The organism is Erythrobacter sp., from assembly GCF_011765465.1.
Classification (GTDB): Bacteria; Pseudomonadota; Alphaproteobacteria; order Sphingomonadales; family Sphingomonadaceae; genus Erythrobacter.
Window position 1 is genome coordinate 3,132,146 of record NZ_CP050265.1, and the last position, 20,931, is coordinate 3,153,076.

Genomic DNA, 20,931 nt, shown 5'->3' on the forward strand with positions numbered 1-20,931 from the left:
TGTGGGGCCGGGTCCGACCCGGCTCAGTCGATTTCCTTGACCTTCTTGCTGTCGTCGTCGCGGATCGTGATCCGCAGCGTCTCGCCAGAATTGCCGGGGAAATCGGTGAAGATCGCCTCGACGAGGTTGGGCACGAGAGTCTGCAGCCGGTTCGTGCGCGAAACCGCCTGGGCCTGCCCTTCGAACAGGCGTTCGCCGGTCGCGGTCGAATCGATCTTGATGTCGATGCCGCTGGTGTAGACGGTGTAACTGCGCACCTGGGGGCCGGCGAGCCACGGATCGTAGAAGCCGAAGCCCCAACCGCGATTGAAGCCGCCCCAGCCGCCCCAGCCGCCCCACGCGCCCCACGGCCCGAAGGCCGGGCCGGCGCCGATATTGGACGTCCGCACGCGTTCGCGCCCGTTGTCGACATCATAGTCGAAGCGCACCAGCAATGTCGCCTCTGCAGGCGAGTCGGCGCGGGTGTAGCCGAGTTCGGAGAGCTCCTCGGCGACGAGATCGGCATACATCGCGAATTCGAGACCGCCGGCGAGTTTCGGGTCTTCCGCGACCACGGCAAAGCTTTCCCCCTGCGGTGCGGGAAGCTGCGCCGCGAAGCGCGACACGTCGGCCTTGAAGGGTGTGGCGCAGGCCGCGAGGCTGCCGGCGAGGGCGAGCGCGAGGCCGATGCGGACCGTGGCCGTGTAAGAGCGTCTGGTCTGGTTCATGTTAGAATGTTTCATGGCATACCTTTTGCGAGTTCACCAGTGCCTTCACGCCTCGCCCGGCAGATCGCCATGCCCTCTCGTTCCCCGGATGGGAGAGCTTTCGTTTCAGGGGCATGGCGGCCCGCCTGTTCCCGGCGGCTCGTCCGACAGCCACGTTTCGATCCTGCGACCTGACCGGCGCGCGGATGCAGCACCGTCATGCCGTCCTTATACGCACCGGGCCTGAACCCTCATTGAACGCATACAAGCCCCGCTTCGTCGGAAAAGGTCATAATTTCAGGGTTTTCTACCGGTTTCAGCCGCGCACGAGCCCAAGTGCGCGATAGGCTGCGTCAAGAGTCGGCGCGCCGCGTTCGCGCGCTTGCGCGGCACCGCGCGCGAGGATCGCATCGAGCGCTTCCTCGTCGGCCTTGAGTTCCCGGAAACGGGCATTGATCGGGCTGAGCGTCTCCACCAGCACTTCGCCAAGCTTCGGCTTGAACGCGCCGAAACCCTCGCCGCCGTGCTCGGCCAGCACCTCGGCGCTGCTCATGCCCGTGAGCGCACCGTAGATCCCGACGAGGTTCCTCGCCTCGGCCCGGCCTTCGAGCCCGGCCTCTTCGGACGGCAGGGGTTCGGGATCGGTCTTGGCCTTCTTGACCTTCTTCATGATCGTGTCGGCGTCGTCGACGAGATTGATCCGGCTCATGTCGGACGGGTCGGACTTGCTCATCTTGGCCGAGCCGTCGCGCAGCGACATGATCCGCGCGGCGGCGGGCGGGATGTAGGGCTCGGGCAGGGTGAAGAGCGGCGCGTCCTCGGGGCAGAAATCATTGTTGAACTTCTGCGCGATGTCGCGGGCAAGCTCGAGATGCTGTTTCTGGTCTTCGCCCACCGGAACGTGCGTCGCCTGGTAGAGCAGCACGTCGGCGGCCTGCAGGACGGGATAGGTGAACAGCGCGACCGACTGGCCCTCGCGGTTCTTGCCCGCCTTGTCCTTCCACTGGGTCATGCGGTTGAGCCAGCCCATCCGCGCCGTGCCGTTCAAAAGCCATTGCAGCTCGGCATGGGCGGGAACCTGGGCCTGGTTGAACAGCACGGTCTTGGCCGGGTCGACCCCGCAGGCGACGAGGGTCGCGACCATTTCGCGCGTCGCCTCGGTGAGTTCGGCGGGCGAGTGCGGCATGGAAAGCGCGTGGAGGTCGGCGAGGAAGATGAAGCATTCCCCGCCCGCCGCGACGGCTTCGTCCTGCAGCTTCACGTAATTGACGATGGCGCCGAGGTAATTGCCGAGATGGGGCTTTCCGGTGGGCTGGATGCCGGAGACGACTCGCATTGTCATTTCGCTTTCTTCGTTAGGGCGGCGATGCGCCGGCGGTCGATCGCGCCGACCGCGAAGGCGATGCCGAAATAGACGACCGCAGCCGCGCCGACGAGCGCGAGCAGGGCCGCGAGCCGCGCCAGCACGCCGGCGGCGAACCAGTCGGTTAGCAGGTCGCGTGCGTAGAACAAGGCGGCACCCATTGCCGCGGCGGCGATAATCTGCCGACCGATCCGCAAGAGGAGCACGCCTGGCACGCGGTAAAACCCGCGCCGTGCAAGCACGACCAGCAGGAATCCGACGTTGATCCATGCCCCGATGACGCTGGCGAGCGCGACACCGACCACACCGAGCGTTTCGAGCACGATGAAGGTGAAGGCGATGAACACGCCGAGCGCGATGAAGGCCGCCACCACCGGCGTCTTCGTGTCCGCGCGCGCGTAGAAATTCGGAACGAGAACCTTCACCAGCACATAGGCCGGAAGGCCCAGCACCAGCATCGCGAGCACCTCGCCCGTGACCGCCGCATCGGCAAGATCGAACCGCCCGCCTTGGAAGATCATCGTGACGAAAGGCTCCGCACAGATCGCCAGCGCCACCGCCGCCGGGATGGTGAGCAGCATGGCCAGCTCGATCGCGTCCGACTGGATCCGGTCCGCGCCTTCGCGGTTGTCACTGCCGACGAATTTCGACAGCGTCGGCAGGATCGCGGTCGACAGTGCGATGCCGATGATGCCCAGCGGCAACTGGTTCAGCCGGTCGGCGTAATTCATGTAGCTCACCGCGCCGTCCTCGAGCTGGTTGAGGAAATAGAGCTGGACCAGCGTGTTGATCTGGTAGGCTCCTCCCCCGATCGCTGCGGGCAGGGCGATGATCGCGAGCCGTTTTACCTCGGGCGTGATTCGCGGCCACATCAGCTTTGGACGGAATCCTTCGACCCGCGTCCAGTAATAGAGCCAGGCGAGTTGCATCATGCCCGCCCCGGTCACCGCCCAGGCTATGGCGTAGGCCGTTTCGGCGACGCTCGCCCCGGTCGCATCCATCCACCGCTCGCCCATGAGCAGCGCGGCGATGAGGACGAGGTTAAGGATGATCGGAAAGCTCGCGCCGGGCGCGAATCGCGAGACCGAATTGAGCATTCCCGTGAACAGTGTCACGAGGCTGACGAGGATGATGTAGGGGAACATGATCCGCGCGAAATCGACCGCGAGCGGGTAGGTTTCGGGATCGACCGGCTTTTCCGACAGCACCCAGATCACGCCGGGCATGGCGATTTCGAACACCGCCACCAGCGCGATCAGCACCGGCAGGAAGACGCTCAGCACATCGGCGGAGAAGCTGCGCGCGTCCTCCAGCCCCTCCTGCGGGTCGTCCTTGCCGTGGAGGCGCTTGGAAAACATCGGCACGAAGGCGGCCGAGAACGCGCCCTCGGCGAACAGGCGGCGGAAGACATTGGGGATGATGAAAGCCTGGAACCAGGCATCGGTGACCGCATTCGCGCCGAGCACGCGCGAGAAGATCATCTCGCGCGCCATCCCGGCAACGCGGCTTGCAAGGGTCAGCGACCCGATCGTGCCGACATTCCTGAGCAGGCTCATGGGAACGAGGTCCGCCTTGCCGCCCGCCGCGGGGTGCGGGTCAGGCGTCGCCGCCCGGCGCCGGCGCCGCGCCTTCGGCCTGCTGCTGGCGGCGCGCGTTCAGCTGTTGGACATAGAGCCCGTTGAAATCGATCGGGTCGACCACCAGCGGCGGGAAGCCCGCGTCGCGCACCGCGTCGGCGACCACTCGGCGGGCGAACGGGAAGAGCAGGCGCGGCGCTTCGGCATAAAGGAAGGCGTGGCCCTGATCCTCGGGGATGTTGCGCATCCCGACAAGGCCGCAATAGGCGAGCTCGACGAGGTAGAAATTGCCCTTCTCTCCGCTCGCGGTGATGTTGATCTTGAGCGTGACCTCGTGGACTTCCTGCCCGACCGGCTCTGCGCCGATGTTGAACTGGACGTCGATCTTGGGCTGGCCCTGCCATTGGTAGACATCGGGCGCGTTCGGATTCTCGACCGACAGGTCTTTGATATATTGCGTGATGATCGCGGCCGCCGGCTGGTTGTCCGCGCCGTTCGCGCCCTGCTGGTTGTCGAGATTGGTGAGAACGTCGCCTTCTTCGGCCATGGGAATCGTCTTTCGAATAGGATATGATCTGAATGCGGGCGCCCATCGGGCTTGCGGCGCGCGCGTAGCACCGGTGCAGCAAGCCCGCAACCTGACGCGGGCAAGATGCGCGTGGCATGGTGCAAGGACGCGGCAGGCGCCCGGAAGGAGCGATATCGCACCAGACGCAGCGAAAATGCGGCAATTTGCAACCCATCGGGCGTTGGCGAATTGTAATTGATGCCTATTTCAGGCACGACAGGGGTTCATGCGTTGTTGCACGGGAGGAGTGCCGCAACCACAAATCGAGATCGGGTTCCATTCTGATGGTAGAAATCGTCATCCTCGCCATGATCGCCGCCTTTCTCGGGCTGCGGCTCTATTCCGTGCTCGGGCGCCGGGCCGAACATGAAGAGGAGTCGATCCCGCAGCGCTTCGAGCCGGGCAAGGACGACGACCGGCGCGCCGCCCAGCAGCCGCAATATGCGCCGGCCGCGCCGCAGCGCGTGATTGAGATGGACGGCGTCATGCCCGCGGTCGAGCGCGGCATCCGCGAAATCGCGCAGGCCGACAGCCGCTTCGACCTCGCCCAATTCCTCGAAGGGGCGAAGGGCGCGTATGAAATGGTGCTCGAAGCCTTCTGGAGCGGCGACCGCGAAACCCTGCGCGAACTGTGCGATGATGACGTTTACGAAGGCTTCGTCGCCGCGATCGATGCGCGCGAAGAAGCGGGCGAGACGCTCGAGAACAAGCTCATCCGGATCGAGGAAACGCGCATTCATTCCGCCTCGCTCGACGGCGGTCGCGGTGGTCGCACGGCGCGTATCGCGGTGCTGTTCGTGGCCGATATCGCGGCGGTGACCTATGACAAGGATGGCAATGTGATCGCCGGCTCGCTCGACGATGCGATCGAAAGCCGCGACGTGTGGACCTTCAGCCGCAATGTCGCCTCGCGCGATCCGAACTGGCTGCTCGACGAAACAGACGAGGGTTGAACAAAGCCCGGTCGCGCGCTCCTGCCGCGCGCGTGCGCCGGGGCAGGGAAGGGCAATGCGCTCACTACCCTCACTTGCATTCCTGCTGATGCTGGCCGGATGCGCTGCTGTTCCCAGTGGCGTTGCGCCCCGGGCTTCCTTGCCAACGGCTGCCACCAGCGCCGCACTCGCCGGTGTCGCGCGCGGACCCGCGCTCGGCGCGCTCGGCCTGACGCAGGCCAACGCGGCCGCCGCACTTGCCTCGTTCCGCGAATCCTGCCCGAAACTGCTGGCGCGCGAGGATGCGAGCGGCCTGTCCGCGCCTGCCGATTGGCGCGCTTCCTGCGCTGCAGCCGGGCGCTGGCCCTTCGCCGATGCCCGCTCCTTTTTCGCCACCTTCTTCGAACCCGTCCGCGTCGGCTCGGGCGAAGCCTTCGCGACGGGCTACTACGAGCCCGAAATCCTCGCCAGCCGCACGCGCCGGCCCGGTTTCGAAGTGCCGGTCTATGCCATGCCCCCCGACCTCGAGCGCGATTGGCCGGACAGCGTGCCGCCCGCCGAGCGCGAGGGCCGCCCGCCGCTCGGCCGGCGCGATGCAAGCGGCGCTTTCGTTCCCTATTACAGCCGCGCCGAGATCGAGGACGGCGCGCTTGCGGGCCGCGCCCCGGTGATCGCCTGGGCGGCCGACCCGATCGAGTTCTTCTTCCTCCAGATTCAGGGCTCGGGCCGCCTGCGCACGCCCGAGGGTGAGGTGATCCGCATCGGCTATGCCGGGCAGAACGGGCGCGCCTACACTTCGATCGGCGCGCTGATGCGCGAGCGCGGCCTGCTGGGCGAGGGGCCGGGGCGATACCCCGGCTCGATGCAGGGCATCATGGCCTACCTGCGGGAGAACCCGGCGCAAGGCCGTGCGCTGATGCGCGAGAACGAAAGCTGGGTCTTCTTCCGCGAACTGACCGGCGACGGCCCGATCGGCGCGCTCGGCGTGCCGGTGCGCCCTCGAGCTTCCGTCGCCGCCGATCCGCGTTTCGTGCCCTTGGGCGCGCCGGTCTGGCTCGACCTCGACCGCGACGAGGCCGACGGGCTGTGGATCGCGCAGGACACCGGCGGCGCGATCAAGGGAGCGAACCGCTTCGACACCTTCTGGGGCGCGGGCGAAGCAGCGCGCGCCACCGCCGGCACCATGAGCGGACGGGGCGAGGCGCTGGTGCTGCTGCCCAAGCCCGCGGCCCTGCGGCTGGAGCGCGGGCGATGAGCGCCCCGCGCGGCCTTTCGCCCGAGGAGCGTGCGGCGTGGGCGCGGCTGGCCGAAAGCGTTACCCCGCTCCCCGGGCGCGTCCCTCCTCCGGTCAAGCAGCCCGGACCGACGCGGCCCGGCAAGCAAGCGCGACCTGCTGCGGCGAAAAGCCCGCCCGCAAAGCCCCGCCCGCAGCCTTCGCCGCGAGCCCCCGCCCCGCGCCCGCGCTTTTCCTCCGAACTCGATTCGCACTGGAACCGACGGCTGAAGGCGGGCCGCGTGACGCCCGATCTCACGCTCGACCTTCACGGCCACACGCTCGACACCGCCCATTCGCGGATCATGGACGGGCTCGACCAGGCGCGCGCGATGGGGGCGCGGGTGGTGCTGGTCGTCGCCGGGCGCGAGCGGCCGGTCGATCCCGCCGACCGGATGGAGCGGCGCGGCGCGATCCGGGCGAAGCTGCTCGACTGGCTCGCCGCGAGCCGCCATGCCGACAGCGTCGCCGCCGTGCGCCGCGCCCACATCCGTCACGGCGGCGAAGGGGCGCTCTACCTCGTCCTGAAACGCGCGCGTTGAGCAAGGCTTAGCTTCCGCTGGCGCGGTTGCCCCTACTGGACAGGCAGACGACCGCTTGCCATGGTCGGACCACCGAAGAACAGGGGGAAATCAGTGAAGATCAAGCTTTTCGCCGCGCTTGCGGCTGCGTCTCTTGGCGTCTGCGGTGCCCTTCTGGGCGCACCGGAAGGCGCCGCGCAGACCGAGGCCGAGCCGTGGAACGCATTGTCGATCGACGACATCACGACCGTTTCGACACGCACGCTCACCAAGAGGGTGCTCGAACAGTCGAGCATTGCCGAACTGCGTGAAGCCGCCGAGAGGGGCGATGCCCGCGCGGCCTATTTCCTGGGCTATGCCTACAAGCGCGGGCTCGGCGGGGTCGAAGTCGACCTGGAGCGCGGTTACGGACTGGCCGAGCGGTCCTGCCAGCAGGGCGACCGGCGCGGCTGCGTCTCGCTCGCCTATACCTTGTTCAACGGCGACGGGGTGGCCGAGGACGTTCCGCGCGCACTCGCCCTGTTCGAGACCGGCTGCCGCGAAGGGATCGCCTTCGCCTGTGTCTCGCTCGCCTCGATCCACCAGAACGGCACTAACGGCGTGGCCAAGGACGCGGCGCGCGCCGAGCGGTTCTACCGCGAAGGCTGCGTCGGCAATTACGGCCTGTCGTGCCGCTATGCCGGCGAGGGCTTTCGCACCGGTCGCGCCGGGCCGCAGAATTACGAGGCGGCCCATACATTCTTCGCGCAGGGATGCAGGCTGGAGGATTCTGTCTCGTGCTTCTACGCGGCGCGCACGCTCCAGCAGAGCCGTCCGCGCAGCGATGCCTCGATCTATCCAACCGTGCGCGAGTTCTACGCGACCGGCTGCGAGAAAAAGGTCGCCGCGGCCTGCTTCAATCTCGGCGCGATCTACAACGAAGGGCGCAACGGCCAGGCGCGCGATACCGTCAAGGCCGTTCCGTGGATGGAGAGGGCCTGCGACCTCGGCTACGACAACGGTTGCTACAATCTCGGCTCCTGGCTGATCGACGGGCGCGCCGGACGCAGGGACGTGCGCCGCGCGATCGAACTGCTCGGCCCCCTTTGCCTGCGGGACGAGGATCCCGACATCCAGGCGTGCAACAATGCCGGGACCGCCGCCTATCGCGGCTCGGGGCTGGCTGCACCCGATTACGACACGGCGCGCATCTACTACGAGCAAGCCTGCTACATGGGCGCGCTGGTCGCTTCGTGCCGGACCCTGTCGGATATGTTCCGCGACCGCCAGATCGCGCCTGCCTTCGCGGGCGAACGGCAATGGCTCGATGCGCAATTGTGCTTCAAGGCGGCCGAAGGCGATTACTGCGATGCGCGCACGGCCCAGCACAAGGTCTACCGCCTGGCTCGCAGGGGGTCCTTTGGCGAAGCGCAGATCGCATCGGCGAACCTGTGCGCTGCGGGCGACGGGCTCGGCTGCAAGTTCCAGGAGGTCCTGCTCGCCTGCAAGAACAAGCCGGACAAGCGCAGCGTGTGCCGCAAGATCTTCAGCTGAAGCGTCAGGAGAGGGCGGCGCGCACTGGTGCGCGTCGCCCGCCCCGGCTCATCCGAACAGCCAGACGTGCATCATCCGGCCCGGCATGAGGAAGGCGACGAGGCCGGGGATCGTCAGCGCGCCTAGGAACAGCATGAGCACTTCCTTGCGGTGGGTCTTCATGTCGCCCCGGCGGGCGGCGGCCACCAGCTTCCACGAGGCGATCAGCGTCAGCGGCACGAAGAGCTGGATCGGGCTGAGATGGATGCTGCCGTGGCCCTGCCCGATCATGGTGGCGGCGAGCGCGGTTGTCACCATCAGGCCCACCCATACCCGGCCGAGCGCCTTGTGCAGCGCGTCTCCCTTGCGGGCCAGCACCAGCCACCCGCCGAGCGGGATCGCGGGCAGCACGGTCGCCACATGGACAAGGATCGCCAGCTCTCGAATGTTCGGATGGTAGGGCGCGATGCCGCCGAGGCCACGGACGAGTGCGACAAGGGCGGCTGCGGTCATTCCCACGGCGACAAGCGCTACCAGAGCGCGCAGGCTCGGCGACAGGTCGAAGCCCCCTGGAGTGTCGCGGTCGGCCGGGGCGAGGGGAAGGGCGAGTTCGGGCATGGTTGGGCTCCCTTTCGAATTGCGATGCCGACGAAGGGAGGGATGCCCGAAGCCCCTTCACGGGCAATCGCGCCTGCGCGATCGGGAGCGATCCTGCGTGAACGGGCCTTGTGAAAGCGCGGCTTTGGGCGGTTTGCCACTTTACGAAGCGCGAACGGGCAAGGTATTTTGCGGAGCATGGTGGAATTCTCCGTCTCTCCCGGCGACACCACGCGCGTCTCCCGCGCCCCGCTTTTGCGGCGCCTGGCGATCGACCTTGCCGTGATGACGGTTGTGGGGCTGTTCCTCGCCGTGATCGGGCCGTTCGGCAGCATCGAGATGCCGCTCGCATGGCGGCTGGTGACGTGGCTGGGCTTCGCCTATGCAGGCTATGCGATCTACAGGCCGATGGGTTTGCTCGTCGACCGGGCCGAAGCCGCGCTCGACCTGCCGCGCCCGGCGCTGTGGTTCGTCGCCACGCTCGCAGCGACGGTTCCCATGGCCGTGCTGGTGTGGGTCGCCGGGAGCCTGCCCCCGCCGATTCCGGTGCCGGGGCTCGAGCAGGCGCTTGTTCACTATCTCTATGTCTTCGTGATCGGCGGAGGCATCGTGCTGCTGTTCCACGCGCTGCGCGGCCGCCGCGGCGTGGAGGAGGATCCCGGCGCACTGCCGGGCGAGCGGCTCGGCCTGACGATTGCCGACCAGGATCCGCTCCATGCCATGGAGCCTGCCCTTGCGCGCGGCAATCCCCTGCTCGAGCAGCTTCCGGCCGAACTGGGCAGCGAGGTGATCGCGCTCGAAATGGAGGATCATTACGTTCGCGTCCACACCGCGCTGGGGTCCGATCTCGTGCTGATGCGGATGCGCGATGCGGTCGCTCACCTGTCGGCATCGGACGGCAGGCAGGTCCATCGCAGCTGGTGGGTCGCGCGGGGCGCGGTCGAGGACGTGAAGCGCGAGGGACGCAATGTCCGTCTCGTCCTGCCGCGCGGGCTCGAGGCTCCGGTCGCCCGCGCGCAGGTCGCCGAGCTGCGCGACGCGGGCTGGTTCTAGCGGATATGAAAAGGCCCCCGGGGGTCAATCCCCCGGGGGCCCTCTCGAGCTCTCGCGCGCGGCGTCAGCCGTGGTAGCGGGCGTAGGTCACGTCGAAGCGGTCGGCGTTCATCACCTTGGTCCAGGCCGCCACGAAATCGCGCACGAAAGCCGCCTCGTTGCCCATCTCGGCATAGTGTTCGGCCTGTGCGCGCAGCTGCGAGTTCGAACCGAAGACGAGGTCGGCCCGCGTCGCGCGCCAGCGTTCCTTGCCGGTCTTGCGGTCGGTGCCGACATATTCCTCGTCGCCGCTGTCCTCCACCGGGGCCCACTTCGTCCCCATGTCGAGCAGGTTGACGAAGAAATCGGGCGTCAGCGCGCCGGGATTGTCGGTCAGCACGCCGTGCTTGCGATTGCCGCTCACCGCGCCCAGCGCCCGCATCCCGCCGACCAGCACCGTCATCTCGGGAATGGACAGGCCGAGCAGGTGTGCCTTGTCGATCAGCATATCCTCGGTCTTCACGTCCGCCTTGCTGCGCAGGTAATTGCGGAAGCCGTCGGCAAAGGGTTCGAGCGGCTCGAAGCTTGCCGCATCGGTGTGCTCCTCGCCCGCATCGCCGCGTCCGCCGGTGAAGGGCACGGTGATGTCGAACCCGGCATCCTTCGCGGCCTTTTCCACGGCAGCCGAGCCCGCGAGCACGATCGCATCGGCCATGCTCATGTCGCCGCGCAGTTCGTCGAGCTTGGCGAGGACCTTCGCCAATTCATCGGGATCGTTGGCCGCCCAGTCCTTCTGCGGGGCGAGCCGGACTCGCGCACCATTGGCGCCGCCGCGGTGGTCGGAACAGCGATAGGTCGAGGCCGAGGCCCAGGCCGCCTTCACCAGTTCACTGACCGTCAGGCCGCTGTCGAGCACCTTGGCCTTGAACGTGGCGACGTCGCCATCGGACGGGGCCTTTCCGGCGGGGACGGGGTCCTGCCAGATCAGGTCCTCCTCCGGAACTTCCGGGCCGAGATAGCGGACCTTGGGTCCCATATCGCGGTGGCACAGCTTGAACCAGGCGCGGGCGAAGGCATCGTCGAGAGCCGCCTGGTCATCGAGGAAGCGCTCCGAGATCTTGCGATATTCCGGGTCGCGCTTCAGCGCCATGTCGGCGGTGGTCATGATCGTCGGGACCTTCTTCGACGGATCGCGCGCGTCGGGCGCCATGTCCGCCTCTTCGGGGTCGATCGGGGTCCATTGCCAAGCGCCTGCGGGCGATTTCACCAGCTCGTATTCGTATTTGAACAGCAGCCGGAAATAGTCGTTGCCCCACTGGGTCGGGTTGGGCGTCCACGGCCCTTCGATGCCGGAGGTCGTGATGTGGCCGCGATCGATCTCGTCCTGGTCGTTGAGCCAGCCGAAGCCCATCAGGTGCAGGTCCTCGCCCTCCGGCGCGCGGCCGAAGGTGTCGGAAGGCTCCGCCCCGTGGCACTTGCCGAAAGCGTGGCCCCCGGCGGTGAGCGCGACGGTTTCCTCGTCGTTCATCGCCATGCGGGCGAAAGTCTCGCGCATATCGCGCGCCATGCCCTCGGGGTCGTGCGGATCGCCGCCCGGTCCTTCGGGATTGACGTAGATGAGACCCATCTGGATCGCGGCCAATGGGTTTTCGAGCGCCTTACCTTCCTTGGGCTGGATGCGGGTGGCGACGCCTTCGTTCACCCACTGCTCTTCCGTGCCCCAATAGGTGCTTTCGGGCTCGAACACGTCCTTGCGTCCGCCGCCGAAGCCGAAGACGGGGCCGCCCATGCTCTCGATCGCGACATTGCCGGCGAGGATCATGAGATCGGCCCAGCTGATGTGCTTGCCGTACTTGCGCTTGACCGGCCACAGCAGGCGGCGCGCCTTGTCGAGATTGCCGTTGTCGGGCCAGGAATTGAGCGGGGCGAAGCGTTGCTGGCCGGACCCCGCACCGCCGCGCCCGTCGCCGGTGCGATAGGTTCCCGCAGCGTGCCAGGCCATGCGGATGAAGAAGGGGCCGTAATGCCCGTAATCGGCCGGCCACCAGTCCTGGCTGTCGGTCATCAGAGCGTGGAGATCCCGCTTAAGCGCCTCGTAGTCGAGCGCATTGAAGGCTTCCGCATAATCGAAATCCTCGCCCGCCGGGTTCGCGCTCCGGCCGCCTTCGGTCAGGATGTCGAGCTGCAATGCCTCGGGCCACCAGTCGCGGTTGGTCCGGCCGAGCAGCGAACGCATCGCATTGCCGTGGACCGGGCAGCCGCCCATTTCACCTGTCTTCGCGTCCATGATCGTCCTCCTCTCTCCTTTGTCCGGTTGCCCGGAGACTCGGGCCTATCCGGTTTTCATGGCGAGAGGATGATGCAGGACGGGGTGATCTGTCCAATCGATTAAGATACGGAGTTTGATCGATGCGGGCGATCGTGCTCTCTCGCGTGGATGAGAGCGGGCAAAGGTCAAGAAAGCAAACGGGCTCCCGAACGGGAGCCCGCAAGCGCGGAGTCGGAGCCGAAGGCGCAGACGTGCAAAGCACACCTGCACGCGCGCCCGCAGCGATGCGGCCGCAAGGCCGCGTGAGCGAGGAGCCGGGCCGCGGACGCGACCCGGTCTCGGACAACTACGCGGCCTGCGCGATCTCCTCGACCGGCTCGTTGCGGATGAGATAGTCGAACGCGCCGAGACCCGCGGTCGCGCCGGTGCCCATCGCGACGACGATCTGCTTGTCCTTGATCACGGTCGCATCGCCCGCGGCATAGATGCCCGGCAGGTTGGTCGCGCCGTGTTCGTCGACGACGATCTCGCCGTATTTCGACAGCTCGATCCCCGTATCCCTGAGCCATTCGGTGTTCGGCACGAGACCGATCTGGACGAACACGCCTTCGAGCTCGATGGTGCGTTCCTCGCCGCTCTCGCGGTCCTTGAGCACGAGGCCGTTCACGCGGCTCCCGTCGCCGGTGATCTCGGTCGTCTGGCCGTTCACGATGATCTCGACATTGTCCATCGAGCGCAGCTTCTTCTGCAGCACCTCGTCGGCGCGCAGCTTGGTGTCGAATTCGATCAGGGTGACGTGGCCGACGATGTTGGCGAGGTCGATCGCCGCCTCGACGCCGGAATTGCCTCCGCCGATCACCGCGATGCGCTTGCCCTTGAACAGCGGGCCGTCGCAGTGGGGGCAGTAGGCCACGCCCTTGTTGCGATATTCGGCTTCGCCCGGAACGCCCAGGTTGCGCCAGCGAGCACCCGTCGCGAGGATCAGCGCGCGGCCTTTCAGCACTGCGCCGTTCGACAGTTCGAGCTCGTGCATCCCGCCCTTTTCGGCAGCCGGACGCAAGGCCGTCGCATTGGCGAGGTCCATCACGTTGATGTCGTATTCGCCGACCTGCGCGCGCAGGTTGTCGGTAAGCTTGGGCCCTTCGGTGTAGGTCGTGCCCGGCAGGTTCTCGATGCCGAGCGTATCCATCAGCTGTCCGCCGAAGCGTTCGGCCGCGATGCCGGTGCGAAAGCCCTTGCGCGCGGTGTAGACCGCCGCCGCCGCGCCCGCCGGGCCGCCGCCGACGATCAGCACTTCGAACGGGTCCTTCGCCGACAGCTTGGCCGCAGCCTTGGCATCGGCGCCGCTGTCGACCTTCGACAGGATTTCGGCCAGCTCCATCTTGCCGTTGTAGAAGACCTCGCCGTTGAGGAAGGTCGCCGGAACCGCGAGGATGTCGCGTTCTTCGACCTCGTCCTTGAAGGTGCCGCCTTCGATGAGCGTCGCGGTGACGTTCGGGTTTTCCAGCGCCATCAGGGTCAGCGCCTGCACGACATCAGGGCAGTTGTGGCAGGTGAGCGAGAAGAACATCTCGAAATCGAAGCTGCCTTCGAGCGAGCGCACCTGCTCGACTAGGTCGGCATCGACCTTGGGCGGGTGGCCGCCTGCCCACAGCAGGGCGAGCACCAGCGAGGTGAATTCGTGCCCCATCGGAAGGCCCGCAAAGCGCACCGCTGAGTCGTGATTGTCGGCGCGGCGGATCAGGAAGCTCGGCACACGGCCTTCGGTCCCGTCGAAACGCGCGGTGACTAGGTCGTGCAGCGCGGCGATCTCTTCCAGCAGCTCGCGGGTCTGGGTGCTCTTGGCATCGTCGCCCAGCGTCGCGACCAGCTCGATCGGCTGGCGCAGGTTCTGGAGATACTGCCCGAGCTGGGCCTTCATGTTCTGGTCGAGCATGGTGTCTTGCCTTTCGCTGCCACGGCTTGACGCAGCCTCGCGGCTGGCGCGCGCCCGTGTCAATACTGCGCTGCTAATGTGAAATTACCTGCCCCCTCGTGCCTTTCCTTGAGCCGGATCAAATCGCGGCCACCCCTGTGTGCAAGGGGCAGGGCAGGCATGGGACCGGAAGACCGTCCGCCCCGTAGGGAGGGAGGGTGTGGAGGCAGCTGGCCTCCCGGTCCCTTCTGCGACCCGAGGGCCACTTCCCTTATGCGGAAGCTTCTCGGGCTTTCGGTCACGGCACCCCGCCGGAGGGGGGAGTAGCGGGCGCGCCGTGCCGGATGCGTGCCGGGCGTTATGCCCGGCGAAAAATCGTCAGATCTTGCCGACGAGGTCGAGCGAGGGAGCCAGCGTGTCGCTGCCTTCTTCCCACGCCGCCGGGCAGACCTGGCCCGGGTTTTCGCGGACATACTGCGCGGCCTTGATCTTGCGGACGAGCTCGTTCGCGTTGCGGCCGACGCCTTCGCAGGTGATTTCCATGATCTGGATCACGCCATCGGGATCGACGACGAAGGTCGCGCGGTCGGCAAGGCCCATTTCCTCACGAAGCACGCCGAACTGCTTCGACAGCGTGTGGAGCTGGTCGCCGAGGAAGGCGAACTGGAGCTTGCCGATCTTTTCGGAGGTGTCGTGCCACGCCTTGTGGCTGAAATGCGTGTCGGTCGAGACGGCGAAGACTTCGACGCCCATCTTCTGGAGCATATCGTACTTTTCGCCGAGGTCTTCCAGCTCGGTCGGGCAGACGAAGGTGAAGTCGGCCGGGTAGAAGAAGAACACGGCCCACTTGCCCGCAATGTCCTCGTTGGTGACGTCGAAGAAGTCCTTGCCGGTCTGGAAGGCGGTCGCCTTGAAGGGCTGGATGGTCGAACCGATGATACCCATTGCTGTTTTCCTCATTATGCGTGGTTGAGAGGTGGTCTGAAACTTGCCTGCCCCACATAGGGCCTGTTGCGTTGCACAAAAGCGGGAATGTGCGATTGCAACAATCGATTTTTTCAATCGTCAGAACGGGAACCGACGACGAGAGTTCCGATTGGCAGGCCACCTCTTTCGGCGCTAGGCAGGTGAGGCTTCGCTTATGGACGGGGGGCTTGTGACAGCCACGGCACGGGAGATCGAAAGCAATGCCGACTGGCTGCCGCACCGGATCGATCCGGTGGCGCGGCGTGTCGAATTCCTGCGAATACCGCCTTCGGCCTATGGCGAACCGGGCTTTCTTGCCGATTTCAGACCCGCCGCTGCGGACGGGGTGGCAAGCCTCGCGTTCGAGGAGGTCGCGGCGCTCGATCCCGTAACCGGCCCGCTCCATTTCGTATTCCACACTGCCTTTTGTCGCAGCACCCTGCTTGCGCGGGCGCTCAATATCGAGGGCGTGAGCATCGGGCTCGCCGAGCCGGGGATCATCGCAAGCCTTGCCAATTTCATGGGGTCCGGCGGACAGGAAGGCGCCGAACTCACGCGGGCCGTGCTGCGCCTTCTCGCGCGCAGGCGGGCGGGCGGCGAAGCGGTGTTCGTCAAGCCGACGAACCATGCGAACCGCCTGATTCCCCTCCTGCTCGACGCTGCCCCCTCCTCGCGCGCGATCCTGATGACGAACGGGCTCGAGCCCTTCCTCGGCAGCATCGCGCGCAGGGGGCTGATGGGACGCCGCTGGGGCCGCTCCCTGTTCCTCGAACTGCAAGCCTACGCCCCGGTCGATTTCGGACTCGACAGGCGCGAGATGTTCCTTGCAACCGATATGCAGGTGGCAGGCATGGCATGGGTGATGGGGCAGAACCACTTCGCCTCCCTGCTTTCCGGACCGCAGGGCGGCAGGCTGGCGGTGCTCGATGGCGACCGGTTCAATGCGGAGCGCGCACGCACACTCGGCGCGGTGCTCGGATTCGCAGGTCTCGCCGCGCCGCCCGAGGCGATCGCGGCCGCCGCTGACGGGCCGGCCTTTGCGACTCACGCCAAGCTTGGCCAAGCGTTTTCCGGCCCGCAGGACACCGCCCATGCAAGTAAGAGGGACGGGACGGACGAGATCGGGCAGGTCGCCCACTGGGTCTCCCTTATCGCCGCCCAGATGGGGCCGGGCGTCCCGCTTGCCCAGACACTGTTCTAGCCCAGCCGCATCATCCCGCGCCGCGCGACGGTGACGAAAGTGGCGAGGAGCGACAGGGCATAGAGGCCGGTGAGAAGGTCGAGCGGCTGCGGCCCGGCGAGATAGCCGAGATGGGCCAGCATTCCCCACCCGCCCAGAACCGCGAAGGCGAGCAGCGCGGTGAGCGAATTGGCCTCGGTCGTGACCGCGGCCATCAGTTCGTCGGACAATTTCCAGGAGCGCCATGCGAACACCGCCCCGCCCAGCAGCCCGACAAGCGCGGACGCGAGGGCGAGCGGCGCGGGGACCGGGCCGGGCGCGGCCAGCGCCAGGGCCACCAGCGCCGCGCCCCACAGCGCCATGGCGATGCACGAATTGACCAGCACGGTGCGCATCTCGGCGAGTTCGCCTGCGTCCTCGACATTGAGATAGCGCGCGCCCGCCTTCGGATTGAGCGTGCCGATCAGCGTCATCAGGGCGATCATGACGTAAAGTCCGCCGCCGATCAGCGCGATCTCGGCCGAGGTCGACAGGCCGCCGACCCACCTGCCGTCGGCGAAGGAGCCGAGTGCGAAGGCCGTGGCGAACCCGAAGACACCGCCGAACATCGCCGGGACCGCGACCTTGCGCCAGAATGCCTTGCCTCCGGGCTGTTTCGCATCACTCATCATCACTCGGCTCCCAATGGTCGATGAACAGGTCGGGCACGCTCACTGCGAACAGCTTGGCCATGCGCAGGGCGAGCGGCAGCGAAGGGTCGTACTTGTCGGTCTCGACCGCGTTGATCGTCTGGCGCGACACGCCGAGCCGCCGGGCGAGTTCGCCCTGGCTCCACCCGCGCGCCTCGCGGTGCTGTTTCAGGCGGTTTTCCAAAGCGCGTCCCTCGGCCTCGCGGCGAATCGCCGCCTGACAAGAGCTCTTTACTGTAAAGAGCTCTTGTCAGTCAAGAGTCCTTGTCAGGCGCGCTATTCGGCTCCGGACCCGTCACCCGCCTGCGGATCGGACGGATCGCGCGGGGCCCACCACGGGCGGCGGTATTCCGGCTGGAGGTCGGCGGGCAACACGCCGTCGAGAAGCAGGTTGGCGATCACCGGTCCGTCGTTGGTCATGGTGATCCACAGGAAGTGGTCGAATTCGCCGTATTCGACCCCGCGCGAGGCCGAGACCCCGCCGGTCGAGGCGAGCGTGATGCGATGCTGGTGCGGCACGCCGGGCGTTTCCTCGTAGTTGTAGACGTGCTCGTGCCCCGACAGGAAAGTGTAGGGACGGCGGCCGAGCATCGCTTCGACCTTGCCCCATTCGCTCGGGCTGCGCGTGTGTTTCGGCCAGGGCCCCGTCGCGGGAACATCCTCGCCCTCTTCGGGCCGCACGAAGGTCTCCAGCCAGAACGGGCGGTGCATGAACAGGAAGGTCCAGCGCGCGTCCTCGTTCGCATCCAGCGTCTTCTCAAGCCAGGCGAGCTGCTTCGCCTGTTCCGCGGCCCAGTCCCCGCCGCGCTCGCCGTAGCCTTCGAGCCCCTCGCGGTCGAACAGCGCGGAATTGAGCACGACGAAAAGCGCGCCCTTATAGGTGAAGCTGTACCACGATGCGCCGAGCCGTTCGGCCCAGACCTCGGCCATGACCTCGTTTGAATAGTCGTGGTTGCCCGGCACGTAGAAGAACGGCGAATCGAGCGTGCCGATCATGCGGTCGATCTCGTCCCATTCGCGTTTCAGCTGGCGGCGGTCCTCGGTGTAGCCCTCGATAAGATCGCCGACGCTGACGACGAAGGCGGGCTGGACGAGGTCGATCTTGTCCATCGCGTCCTGCCACACGCCGGGGCGGTGGCCGCCGGTGCGGTCGGAAACGACGACGAAATGGAAGCGCGCCTCGGCGTCGAGCGCCTCGAGGCTGGTCCACGGCAGCGCCGCGCTCTCCGCGCCGCGAGCCTCGTCGGGAATCTCGGCCTCGATCCGCGGGTTGACGCGCGAGGGCTCCTGTTCCGGCGGGGTTTCCTCCGGCTGTGCCTGGCCGGCAGTCGGGGCGTGGTGCGGATGCGCCGCCAGCGGCGCGCCGGCGAGTGCAAGGACGAGGGGAAGCGCGAGGCGGATCATGGACAAGTCTCCCTTTTCACGGAACGCCGTGCTGGGCGAATGTTACCGCCGCGCTACGGCGAGCGGGAGCGGGTTCATCTGTGCTACCGCTACGCTACTTGAGGGTGTTCCTGTCGCGCTACCGCTTAGGCTGCGTGAGCGCGTTCTTTTTTGCGCTACCGCTTACGCTACTTGAGCGCGTTTTTTTGCGCTACCGCTTACGCTACTTGAGCGCGGTGCAGCATCTTGTGGTCCGCCAGCACCAGCGCCATCATCGCCGCCACCACCGGCGCGCCGCGGATGCCCACGCAGGGGTCGTGGCGGCCCTTGGTGACGACCTCGACCGGCTCGCCGTCCGAATTGATCGAGGGCACGGGCGTGAGGATCGAGGAGGTCGGCTTGAACGCCACCCGGCACACCACCGGTTGCCCGGTCGAAATGCCCCCCGCCGTGCCGCCCGCGTGGTTGCTTGCGAAGACCGGCTTGCCGTCGGGGCCGGGGCTCATCGCGTCGGCGTTCTCGACCCCGGTCAGCCGCGCCGCTTCGAAGCCGTCGCCAATCTCCACCCCCTTGACCGCGTTGATGCTCATCATGGCGCTCGCAATGTCTGCGTCGAGCTTGGCATAGACCGGCGCGCCCCAGCCCGCCGGGACGCCGAGAGCGACGCATTCGACCACCGCGCCGAGCGATGAGCCGTCCTTCCGCGCCTTCTCGATTTTCTCCTCCCAGCGGACCGCGGCCCAGCTGTCCGGGCAGAAGAAGGGATTTTTCGTGATCTGGTCGTAATCGATCGCCTCGCGCTCGATCGCATCGCCGCCCAGTTCGCAGACATAGGCGTGGATCGTCACCTCGGGGATGATCGCCCGCGCGACCGCTCCGGCCGCGACCCGCGCCGCCGTCTCGCGCGCCGACGAGCGCCCGCCGCCGCGATAGTCGCGGTGGCCGTATTTCGCGTCATAGGCATAGTCGGCATGGCCCGGACGATAGCTGCGTGCGATCTCGGAATAGTCCTTGGATCGCTGGTCGGTGTTCTCGATCATCAGCGAGATCGGCGTGCCGGTGGTCTTTTCCTCGAACACCCCCGACAGGATGCGGACCTGGTCGGCCTCGCGCCGCTGGGTGGTGAAGCGGCTCTGCCCCGGACGGCGCGCGTCGAGATAGGGCTGGATGTCCTTCTCGCGCAAGCTCAGGCCCGGTGGGCAGCCGTCCACCACCGCGCCCAGCGCCGGCCCGTGGCTTTCCCCCCATGTCGAAAAGCGCAGCACGCGCCCGAAAGTGTTGAAGCTCATACACGCCCAGCCTTAGCGGATTCGGGCGCCGAGTCGAGATTATGGCGGCATTCGGGCGCCCGGAGACGTGGAGGCGGCGTGGCGGCGATGCGGCAACAGGCTGTGCGCCGACGATAACGCACGCGCGGCGCTGGCAATCGGGCGCGGCTTGGTGCAGGAACAAACCATGATTGCAAAGCTTAAGGGCCGCCTCGACGAAACCGGCGAGGACTGGGCGATCGTCGACGTCGGCGGCGTCGGCTATCTCGTCCATTGCTCGGCCCGCACGCTCTCCGTCCTGGGCGAGGTGGGCGAGGCGTGCACGGTCCACACCGACCTGCAGGTGAGCGAGAACGACATACGCCTGCTCGGTTTCGCCGAGGCGAGCGAGCGCGACTGGTTTCGCCTGCTCACCGGCGTTCAGGGGGTGGGCAGCAAGGTCGGCCTCGCGATCCTTTCGGCTCTGTCGACCGGCGAGTTGCGCGATGCCTGCGCGGCAGGCGACGCGGCGAGCGTGGCGCGCGCGAACGGGGTGGGGCCCAAGCTCGCCGGGCGGATCGTCAACGAGCTGAAGGAAAAAGCGGGCGCGCTTCCGGGCGGTTCGGTGGCTGGTGCAGGAGCGGCGAAGGTCGCCCCGGCGGGCTCGGCGAGCGCGGATGCGGTGAGCGCGCTCGAAAATCTCGGCTTCAAGCCCGCCGTCGCCGCGCAGGCCGTCGCCCGCGCGCAGGCCGAACTGGGCGAGGATGCGAGCGAGAGCGAGCTCATACGCGTGGCGCTGAAACGGGCGGCGGGGTGATGCAAAGGCGGCGGGCCTCATGCCGTTGCGGTGCCTTGTCCGTGACCTGCGCGGGCACGCCCTCGCGCGTATCGGTCTGCCACTGCCTCGCCTGCCAGAAACGCACCGGATCGGCCTTTTCGGTGCAGGCGCGCTGGCCCGCCGACAAGGTCACCTTCGCCGGAGAGAGCCGCGTATGGGCGCGAACCGCCGACAGCGGCGGGACCGTGCTCTATCATTTCTGCCCGGAATGCGGTTCGACCGTCTGGTATGTCACGGAATCGGCGGACGATAGCGTCGCGGTCCCGGTCGGCCTGTTCACGGACCCCGCCTTTCCCGCGCCCACCCGCTCGGTCTACGAAGCGCGGCGGCACGAATGGGTGGAGATCGCAGGCGAGGTCGAACATCATGACTGAGCGATGCCC

At 67.1% G+C, this 20,931-nt stretch carries 20 protein-coding genes; 8 read left to right on the forward strand and 12 right to left on the reverse strand.

Annotation, left to right across the window (positions count from 1 at the left end; genetic code table 11):
• Positions 1-23 precede the first annotated feature (23 nt).
• From G9473_RS15190 to secB, 4 genes are all read right to left on the reverse strand, one after another.
• On the reverse strand, positions 24-707 hold the full coding sequence (locus G9473_RS15190; RefSeq protein ID WP_291134526.1) for a DUF4136 domain-containing protein: 684 nt from the start codon (positions 705-707) through the stop codon (positions 24-26).
• A gap of 295 nt (positions 708-1,002) precedes the next feature.
• Positions 1,003-2,022, reverse strand: a complete 1,020-nt coding sequence (trpS, locus tag G9473_RS15195; protein WP_291138520.1) for a tryptophan--tRNA ligase — start codon at positions 2,020-2,022, stop codon at positions 1,003-1,005.
• A 2-nt stretch (positions 2,023-2,024) separates the two neighbouring features.
• A complete protein-coding gene (gene murJ, locus G9473_RS15200; RefSeq protein ID WP_291134528.1) occupies positions 2,025-3,605 on the reverse strand; it encodes a murein biosynthesis integral membrane protein MurJ in 1,581 nt (526 codons plus the stop codon).
• Positions 3,606-3,645: 40 nt separating this feature from the next.
• Positions 3,646-4,173 (reverse strand): protein-export chaperone SecB, encoded by a 528-nt coding sequence (gene secB / locus G9473_RS15205; protein ID WP_291134530.1) that lies wholly within the window; start codon positions 4,171-4,173, stop codon positions 3,646-3,648.
• 302 nt (positions 4,174-4,475) lie between these two features.
• Between secB and G9473_RS15210 the strand changes: the two genes are divergently transcribed.
• The 4 genes from G9473_RS15210 to G9473_RS15225 all read left to right on the forward strand — a co-directional run bounded on the left by G9473_RS15210 (position 4,476) and on the right by G9473_RS15225 (position 8,453).
• Positions 4,476-5,147 carry a Tim44/TimA family putative adaptor protein gene (locus G9473_RS15210; protein ID WP_291138523.1) on the forward strand — a complete coding sequence of 224 codons (672 nt, stop codon included), beginning with the start codon at positions 4,476-4,478 and terminating at the stop codon, positions 5,145-5,147.
• Between the two features lie 55 nt (positions 5,148-5,202).
• A complete protein-coding gene (locus G9473_RS15215) occupies positions 5,203-6,381 on the forward strand; it encodes a murein transglycosylase A (protein WP_291134532.1) in 1,179 nt (392 codons plus the stop codon).
• Positions 6,378-6,941: a Smr/MutS family protein gene (locus G9473_RS15220; protein ID WP_291134534.1), complete on the forward strand. Its 564-nt coding sequence runs from the start codon at positions 6,378-6,380 to the stop codon at positions 6,939-6,941. Before G9473_RS15215 ends, G9473_RS15220 begins: the two co-directional genes overlap by 4 nt.
• Before the next feature lie 93 nt (positions 6,942-7,034).
• Positions 7,035-8,453 carry a tetratricopeptide repeat protein gene (locus tag G9473_RS15225; RefSeq protein WP_291134536.1) on the forward strand — a complete coding sequence of 473 codons (1,419 nt, stop codon included), beginning with the start codon at positions 7,035-7,037 and terminating at the stop codon, positions 8,451-8,453.
• A 48-nt stretch (positions 8,454-8,501) separates the two neighbouring features.
• On the opposite strand, the gene G9473_RS15230 is transcribed toward G9473_RS15225, so the two are convergent.
• Positions 8,502-9,050: a hypothetical protein gene (locus G9473_RS15230; RefSeq protein ID WP_291134537.1), complete on the reverse strand. Its 549-nt coding sequence runs from the start codon at positions 9,048-9,050 to the stop codon at positions 8,502-8,504.
• A gap of 177 nt (positions 9,051-9,227) precedes the next feature.
• Between G9473_RS15230 and G9473_RS15235 the strand changes: the two genes are divergently transcribed.
• Positions 9,228-10,082, forward strand: a complete 855-nt coding sequence (locus G9473_RS15235; protein WP_291134539.1) for a LytTR family DNA-binding domain-containing protein — start codon at positions 9,228-9,230, stop codon at positions 10,080-10,082.
• A gap of 64 nt (positions 10,083-10,146) precedes the next feature.
• On the opposite strand, the gene katG is transcribed toward G9473_RS15235, so the two are convergent.
• The 3 genes from katG to ahpC all read right to left on the reverse strand — a co-directional run bounded on the left by katG (position 10,147) and on the right by ahpC (position 15,190).
• On the reverse strand, positions 10,147-12,348 hold the full coding sequence (katG, locus tag G9473_RS15240; RefSeq protein ID WP_291134540.1) for a catalase/peroxidase HPI: 2,202 nt from the start codon (positions 12,346-12,348) through the stop codon (positions 10,147-10,149).
• Between the two features lie 328 nt (positions 12,349-12,676).
• Positions 12,677-14,266: an alkyl hydroperoxide reductase subunit F gene (gene ahpF / locus G9473_RS15245; RefSeq protein ID WP_291134541.1), complete on the reverse strand. Its 1,590-nt coding sequence runs from the start codon at positions 14,264-14,266 to the stop codon at positions 12,677-12,679.
• 357 nt (positions 14,267-14,623) lie between these two features.
• Positions 14,624-15,190, reverse strand: a complete 567-nt coding sequence (ahpC, locus tag G9473_RS15250; RefSeq protein WP_291134542.1) for an alkyl hydroperoxide reductase subunit C — start codon at positions 15,188-15,190, stop codon at positions 14,624-14,626.
• Between the two features lie 211 nt (positions 15,191-15,401).
• Between ahpC and G9473_RS15255 the strand changes: the two genes are divergently transcribed.
• The gene (locus G9473_RS15255; RefSeq protein ID WP_291134543.1) at positions 15,402-16,412 is read left to right on the forward strand and encodes a hypothetical protein; all 1,011 of its coding nucleotides are present in this window, start codon (positions 15,402-15,404) and stop codon (positions 16,410-16,412) included.
• Here G9473_RS15255 and G9473_RS15260 read toward each other — a convergent pair.
• From G9473_RS15260 to aroC, 4 genes are all read right to left on the reverse strand, one after another.
• Complete coding sequence (locus tag G9473_RS15260; RefSeq protein ID WP_291134545.1) at positions 16,409-17,062, reverse strand: hypothetical protein; 654 nt, start codon at positions 17,060-17,062, stop codon at positions 16,409-16,411. The genes G9473_RS15255 and G9473_RS15260 overlap by 4 nt on opposite strands.
• The gene (locus G9473_RS15265; protein WP_291134547.1) at positions 17,052-17,264 is read right to left on the reverse strand and encodes a helix-turn-helix transcriptional regulator; all 213 of its coding nucleotides are present in this window, start codon (positions 17,262-17,264) and stop codon (positions 17,052-17,054) included. Before G9473_RS15265 ends, G9473_RS15260 begins: the two co-directional genes overlap by 11 nt.
• Before the next feature lie 92 nt (positions 17,265-17,356).
• Entirely contained in the window at positions 17,357-18,484 is a 1,128-nt protein-coding gene (locus tag G9473_RS15270; RefSeq protein WP_291134549.1) for a metallophosphoesterase, read from the reverse strand.
• A gap of 197 nt (positions 18,485-18,681) precedes the next feature.
• A complete protein-coding gene (aroC, locus tag G9473_RS15275; protein ID WP_291134551.1) occupies positions 18,682-19,752 on the reverse strand; it encodes a chorismate synthase in 1,071 nt (356 codons plus the stop codon).
• Positions 19,753-19,918: 166 nt separating this feature from the next.
• On the opposite strand from aroC, the gene ruvA reads away from it, so the two are divergent.
• On the forward strand, positions 19,919-20,527 hold the full coding sequence (gene ruvA, locus G9473_RS15280; RefSeq protein ID WP_291134553.1) for a Holliday junction branch migration protein RuvA: 609 nt from the start codon (positions 19,919-19,921) through the stop codon (positions 20,525-20,527).
• A gap of 41 nt (positions 20,528-20,568) precedes the next feature.
• Positions 20,569-20,922, forward strand: coding sequence for a GFA family protein (locus tag G9473_RS15285; protein ID WP_291138526.1), 354 nt, complete (start codon positions 20,569-20,571; stop codon positions 20,920-20,922).
• Positions 20,923-20,931 lie beyond the last annotated feature (9 nt).

Excerpts from the sequence above, each read along its gene's own strand:
- G9473_RS15190 (WP_291134526.1), bottom strand. The coding sequence starts at position 707 with ATGAACCAGACCAGACGCTCTTACACGGCCACGGTCCGCATCGGCCTC.
- katG (WP_291134540.1), bottom strand. The coding sequence starts at position 12,348 with ATGGACGCGAAGACAGGTGAAATGGGCGGCTGCCCGGTCCACGGCAAT.
- aroC (WP_291134551.1), bottom strand. The coding sequence starts at position 19,752 with ATGAGCTTCAACACTTTCGGGCGCGTGCTGCGCTTTTCGACATGGGGG.
- ahpF (WP_291134541.1), bottom strand. The coding sequence starts at position 14,266 with ATGCTCGACCAGAACATGAAGGCCCAGCTCGGGCAGTATCTCCAGAAC.
- G9473_RS15260 (WP_291134545.1), bottom strand. The coding sequence starts at position 17,062 with ATGATGAGTGATGCGAAACAGCCCGGAGGCAAGGCATTCTGGCGCAAG.
- G9473_RS15215 (WP_291134532.1), top strand. The coding sequence starts at position 5,203 with ATGCGCTCACTACCCTCACTTGCATTCCTGCTGATGCTGGCCGGATGC.
- ahpC (WP_291134542.1), bottom strand. The coding sequence starts at position 15,190 with ATGGGTATCATCGGTTCGACCATCCAGCCCTTCAAGGCGACCGCCTTC.
- ruvA (WP_291134553.1), top strand. The coding sequence starts at position 19,919 with ATGATTGCAAAGCTTAAGGGCCGCCTCGACGAAACCGGCGAGGACTGG.
- trpS (WP_291138520.1), bottom strand. The coding sequence starts at position 2,022 with ATGCGAGTCGTCTCCGGCATCCAGCCCACCGGAAAGCCCCATCTCGGC.
- G9473_RS15270 (WP_291134549.1), bottom strand. The coding sequence starts at position 18,484 with ATGATCCGCCTCGCGCTTCCCCTCGTCCTTGCACTCGCCGGCGCGCCG.
- G9473_RS15230 (WP_291134537.1), bottom strand. The coding sequence starts at position 9,050 with ATGCCCGAACTCGCCCTTCCCCTCGCCCCGGCCGACCGCGACACTCCA.
- G9473_RS15235 (WP_291134539.1), top strand. The coding sequence starts at position 9,228 with ATGGTGGAATTCTCCGTCTCTCCCGGCGACACCACGCGCGTCTCCCGC.
- secB (WP_291134530.1), bottom strand. The coding sequence starts at position 4,173 with ATGGCCGAAGAAGGCGACGTTCTCACCAATCTCGACAACCAGCAGGGC.
- G9473_RS15220 (WP_291134534.1), top strand. The coding sequence starts at position 6,378 with ATGAGCGCCCCGCGCGGCCTTTCGCCCGAGGAGCGTGCGGCGTGGGCG.
- murJ (WP_291134528.1), bottom strand. The coding sequence starts at position 3,605 with ATGAGCCTGCTCAGGAATGTCGGCACGATCGGGTCGCTGACCCTTGCA.